Origin of the sequence: Vibrio sp. Vb1980 (assembly GCF_033338615.1) — a bacterium.
Lineage (GTDB): Bacteria > Pseudomonadota > Gammaproteobacteria > Enterobacterales > Vibrionaceae > Vibrio > Vibrio alginolyticus.
This window is the reverse complement of record NZ_JAWOSZ010000038.1, coordinates 1-5,051: the sequence shown is the minus strand read 5'-3', so window position 1 is coordinate 5,051 and position 5,051 is coordinate 1. Positions and strand designations below refer to the sequence as shown.

At 33.9% G+C, this 5,051-nt stretch carries 5 protein-coding genes and 2 pseudogenes; 6 read left to right on the top strand and 1 reads right to left on the bottom strand.

Annotated elements, in window-relative coordinates; genetic code table 11:
• Positions 1-482 precede the first annotated feature (482 nt).
• The 6 genes and pseudogenes from R7F64_RS23580 (at position 483) to R7F64_RS23555 (ending at position 4,816) form a co-directional block, all read left to right on the top strand.
• Positions 483-1,226, top strand: coding sequence for a hypothetical protein (locus R7F64_RS23580; RefSeq protein WP_318072122.1), 744 nt, complete (start codon positions 483-485; stop codon positions 1,224-1,226).
• Positions 1,227-1,270: 44 nt separating this feature from the next.
• Positions 1,271-2,134: a hypothetical protein gene (locus tag R7F64_RS23575; protein WP_318072121.1), complete on the top strand. Its 864-nt coding sequence runs from the start codon at positions 1,271-1,273 to the stop codon at positions 2,132-2,134.
• Between the two features lie 212 nt (positions 2,135-2,346).
• Positions 2,347-2,535 (top strand): annotated as a pseudogene (locus tag R7F64_RS23570) (HNH endonuclease); the annotation flags it as partial.
• 534 nt (positions 2,536-3,069) lie between these two features.
• Positions 3,070-3,360: a hypothetical protein gene (locus R7F64_RS23565; protein WP_159357219.1), complete on the top strand. Its 291-nt coding sequence runs from the start codon at positions 3,070-3,072 to the stop codon at positions 3,358-3,360.
• Positions 3,361-3,362: 2 nt separating this feature from the next.
• Positions 3,363-4,178, top strand: a complete 816-nt coding sequence (locus tag R7F64_RS23560; RefSeq protein WP_159357218.1) for a PD-(D/E)XK nuclease family protein — start codon at positions 3,363-3,365, stop codon at positions 4,176-4,178.
• Positions 4,175-4,816 carry a hypothetical protein gene (locus R7F64_RS23555; RefSeq protein WP_159357216.1) on the top strand — a complete coding sequence of 214 codons (642 nt, stop codon included), beginning with the start codon at positions 4,175-4,177 and terminating at the stop codon, positions 4,814-4,816. Before R7F64_RS23560 ends, R7F64_RS23555 begins: the two co-directional genes overlap by 4 nt.
• A 40-nt stretch (positions 4,817-4,856) precedes the next feature.
• On the opposite strand, the pseudogene R7F64_RS23550 reads toward R7F64_RS23555, so the two are convergent.
• Positions 4,857-5,051 (bottom strand): annotated as a pseudogene (locus R7F64_RS23550) (hypothetical protein); the annotation flags it as partial.

Here is a 5,051-nt window from a genome sequence, read left to right as displayed (position 1 = left end):
CAATTTAATTAATATTGAGACAGGGATAGTAAAAGTGGGGGAGTGATCAAGGTCACAACTCTTAGGCCGAGATTTTTGCAGAGGTGACAACTCGCACCAATAAGAAGACATTATAAGTAAAGTTTAGCGATGGTGGGTGTTTTTAAGTTGCTGTTTTAAATTGATAATATTGCTAACTTTACTTGTTAGGATAGGCAGAAAGGACACCGTTGGAGCTGTACGGCCTGTTCATAGTCAAAAGTAAAATGTAGCGAAGGTAAAGTTTAAATAATGAAATGAAAAAGAGTTTTCAAAACAGATATACTTGAGTTTGGCCTCGGTTTTTTGAACTTTAACACTGGTAGCTGGTTTATCTATTCACACTAATAATCTTTGGCTGCAATGAGATAATTAGCGTAAATGTGGACTATGTCTGTTTTTTTATGTGAAAGTTATTGTATAAGTAAAAAGATAGGATTTTTTGTAAAAAGAGTTCGGTGATAATGGATCAAAATTTCAAACTAACAATCTTATTATTTTTGTGCGCTTTGAAATCCACACCTGCATATTCTCATTCGTATCCAAAGCTCACGCATGTATCAAATGCTCAAAGCTATATAAACGCCATTGTAGATGATAGTTTGTACTCTATTGATGTAAAATCATCTGATATTCTTCGCAACTATTATGTTGATATGACTTTTAAAAATAAATTTTTAGATAAAGATATTATTCTTAGAGACTTTGTTTTTTATTCTGGACTTTCTTCTTTCTCAGGAGAAGTTTGTAGTCTGATATGGAGGAATTTAAAAAACAAAAATTCAAAATATAGAGTTAATAGTGAAGAGAATGAAAATGTTGAAACTACCCCTTTTTTTGATTATAGAAGTCAATGGTATTCTGAAAGATACAGTATAAAATATAGAGGGGATAATGTTTATTATGATATTTTTTTGTCGCCGGGGAAGGAATATTCAGGTAAATCAATTGGATACCCAGTTCATCGTGTTGGGGATATATTTATATCTTCGTCAAACATTAGAAATCATCTTGTCATATCAGTTCAAACGAAATTTATAGCAATAAATAATGGAGTCATTGATAATAATTATTTATTGAACCATAATCTTGCTTTGTTGACGATGATATACATTCCATTCTCTTATGAATCAATTGGAAAAATTCAAAGTGAAAAAAAAGCTCATCTTTACTGTAAGCTTAAGTCTAAAATAGTTGTACCCAAATGAAAAATAATTAATCAAATTTTCTTTAAAATAATGTTGAGGTTGTAATGAAGTTTTTTAAAATTACTGTTGTTAGTTCGGCTATATTCTTGACTGCTTGTCAACTTACTCCTAAAAAGGATGCAGAAGAAGTCTATGATTTATCGAATGAAATAAACGAGAGAGTTAGTATTTCATCTGATGTTCCTAGTGATGAATTTGTTAGATTAATAAGCGCTACAATTTCTGAAACTCAACATCCTTTCGAACCTTACGAAATCACTTTCGGGACTGGTTTACAAAGAAACTATAGTGGTTATTGGTTTAAAGAGGTAAACAAAGGTAATGAATTTAACAAAGCTCACTATAGAATACCAATTTCATTCGATTACTCTACTGATTCAAAATATCATAAATTTGAAATGAAATCTAAAGAAGGTGGGAAAATATATGGTTATGGGTTTGGTTTTACTTCAAATGATTCATCGATAAATAGTTTTCAATTTGCACTATTAGAGAAGCAAGTTGCTAAAAGTGTTAAAAAATTAAGTGATATAAAGTATACCGAACACAAAAAGCTATTTAAACCGTACAAATATACAAAGACGTTAAAAAATGACGATGTGACCGCCTTTGCTAATATACAAAGACTTTTCCCACAGTCGTTCTTAAGTACTAATAGTAAATCAGAATCAGAAAAATCTGGAGAATTTGTAATTGATAATGTAAAAATTAACTTCAAGCTTTTTCCGTACAAAAAAACATCAAAAGTGGAAATTGAATATATACAAAATTATGAAAAGGAAATCACATATTTTGCATTTGATAGTGAGAACCCTAAATCTGAAAGAAAGCCAATTGTAAAAAGCACATATAGGTCAAACTTCAACCGATCATTAGATAAAAAGATATTGTCTGCGCTCAATGATTAATGTCAACCATCAAAAATAATAAATATATGAAAGAGGTTATCTGATAGCCTCTTTAAATTCTTGTTAAAGTTGGTTTTAGGTAATTAGTAAAATTAGTCGATGGAACAGCTAAGTTGCTAAGGTTTACTTCAATGACACTTTCAAATGGCGTTGTTGACCAAATCAATTGAACCTTTCCCTAGTCCTGCGATCTGATCCCATGTAGTCGAAGCATGGTGTTTTTAAGGGTAAGTCAAAAAAAGAAGATAGCAAACTGGAGTGAGTATAATGAAGCCTTGTGTAAGCGAGGCTCAGTAACGTTTTGGATTGACGAATCGGCCGTTGAAGCGTGGAGTAAAGGTGGTTCAACAGATATTTCTAATTGTGAAATGCTATGTAAAACTCATAACAGAGCGAAGGGGAATAAATAAGATCGTTCCACTTGTGGTAAATCTAAAGGGTAGCTTAAGAAAGCTGCCCTTTTTTATTTCATAGAAATATAGAAATATAGAAATCTAGAAATCGGAAAACTTTCATAAAATATTATTGTGTGAGTATTAATAAAACTACATATCTATGGGGTGATCAAGGTCACAACTCATCGGCCAAGATTTTTGCAGAAGTGACAACTTGCACCAATAAAGAAACATTATAAGTAAAGTTTAGCAAGAACGGTTTCAAGTAACATGCTGATTTTATAATATTTTAATGCTAACTTTGCTGGTTAAGATGGGGCTAAAGGGTAGGTTTAGAGGTGTAGTTCCTGTTTATAGTGGCGTGCAATGTTTAGCGTAGATGGAGTGGAAATCGGGTTTGAGAAGAATAATGATTAAGTGCTTGTTAATCCTGTTCACCTATGAAATTACATACTATACGGTTAAAATCAATTCTTGAATTGCTTAGATCTTGTATGATGAACCTACTAAATAAGTCGCTATGGAAATGATTGAAAGCTAATGACTGATTTACAAATAGAATCGTTTGATTCAGCAATAAAACACCTTTCTGCGACACGAAGTTTGATTTGGACAGAAGCCCAACGATTGAGCTTTATCCACTCATTGAAGAAGTCAACATCACCTGATTCAAAGTTGTCTTTGGAGTCTATTCAATCTCTTCTGAAAGCAGAAAGTAGTTCCGTTGAATTTACCAACCAGTTTATTGCTGACGAGTATCCTCTTAATGCAGACCCATCAGACCTTTACCTACAGGTTTTTGCTGCGATAGCTCTTTTAGAAGAGGTTTAACTTTGACCCGATACCAAGACTTTGAAACCTATTACGAAAAGCTAAATGATCTGCTGTTTCGTGAAGATACTCTTCAACTCAATGAGGGTGGTCATTTAGAGCAATATTTTTCGACTGTAGATAAGCTGTGGCAAGTAGGGAGAGAGGAACAAGACACACAATCTAAAGAAAACGCCATTGTTCCAGATAAATATAAACAATTCGGTGAGAGCTTCAATAAGCTCTTTTTGGAAAACGTTTTTAACGGCTCTGAAATCAACGTATGGGCTATATCTGGCTTAAAAGATGATGAGGTTCGCAACACTGCGGTCTTAGGTTGGTGGTTAGATAAAAATGCGAATCATAGTCTTGGAAGTGTGTTGCTACGGCAAGTCATTTCTGATCATCTTGGGTCTGATCAAGTTGTCATAGATTCGTGTAAAGAAAAAAACTACAAACTTCGATGTGAAAGTCTTCCTTTGCGTGAGCTAGAAAACCGAATTGACATAGAAATTATGGCTGATGATTTCTTAATGTTTTGGGAAGTTAAGATTAATGCCACGGAGGGTAAAAAAGGTAAGCAATTAAAAGCTTATTACGAGCTTCTACAGCGTAAATCCAAAATGAGCAATACAAACCAAAAGCCATACTTGATTTACTTAACAAAGAAGCACAAAGACCTATCTAACCGTGAAGAAGATGTAATATCACTTACTTGGGCTGATATTAGATATAGCTTCTTGAACGTATATGACGATTTATCTGCCAAATACTCAAACCACTTGCCAACCCAATTGCTGTATCAATACTGCCAATTCCTAGAGCGATTCAATAAATGAAATACACAGAAGAATTATCAAAGTTAATCATCGACAACATAGAGCAACACGAACGCTCGCACCTAGTCATAGAGGAAGTAGACCGTGTTGTGATTAAAGCTATTGAAAAAGAGACAGAAGCCTTTTTTGAGGGTTTTGACTCCAAGCTAATAGAGAAAGAAAGTTATTCGTTTTACGATTATGACGCAATGAGCTTATCATTCTTTGAGTGGCGAGTTGAGGGAAATGAAAATAACTTGTTTGGCATAAATTTGGTCCCTTATAGTGATAATGGTGAAGAAACACAATCTTGGTTGGCATATCTATGCGGTATTCCATACAAGTCTACAGGCTTATCTCTTCAGTTTTTTACGGAACACCAGAAAGTAGGGATTACGGCTAATAATTTGAAAAAATTCTTAGTTACATTTTTGGAAGAATCGCTGAAGTTAAGAGAGAATGGCTTTAAAGTAGATTCAACAGGCTATTACATTGAAAAAACCTTTAATTTTGATAAAGATATTATTCTCCAATACTATCCACATCAACTTCCAAAAGCTATGAACCCATTAACTGACACTCTTCAAACGTTCCAAGAGTGTAAGCCTGAGTTTGACAGGCTAGTTGAAGAGCTGAAGCTACAAGGGGCTAACGGCTGATAGTGCATAGCTAAGGTCATTAATTGCTTAGAAATTAATGCTACTTTACAGATAAACATACGCCACACCTCTTTTTACCATCAATAACAAGGCTTTGTGTTGAAGCCTTGCAGTTAGGGCATATGTTCGGGTTATCTCTGCGGTTAGCGAGGGTTAGTTGAGATTTCAGTTCACCCTCCATTATTTCAACATCTTTGTAGTAAGATTTGAGATAGTAGTCGTGGAAAGTCAGTTC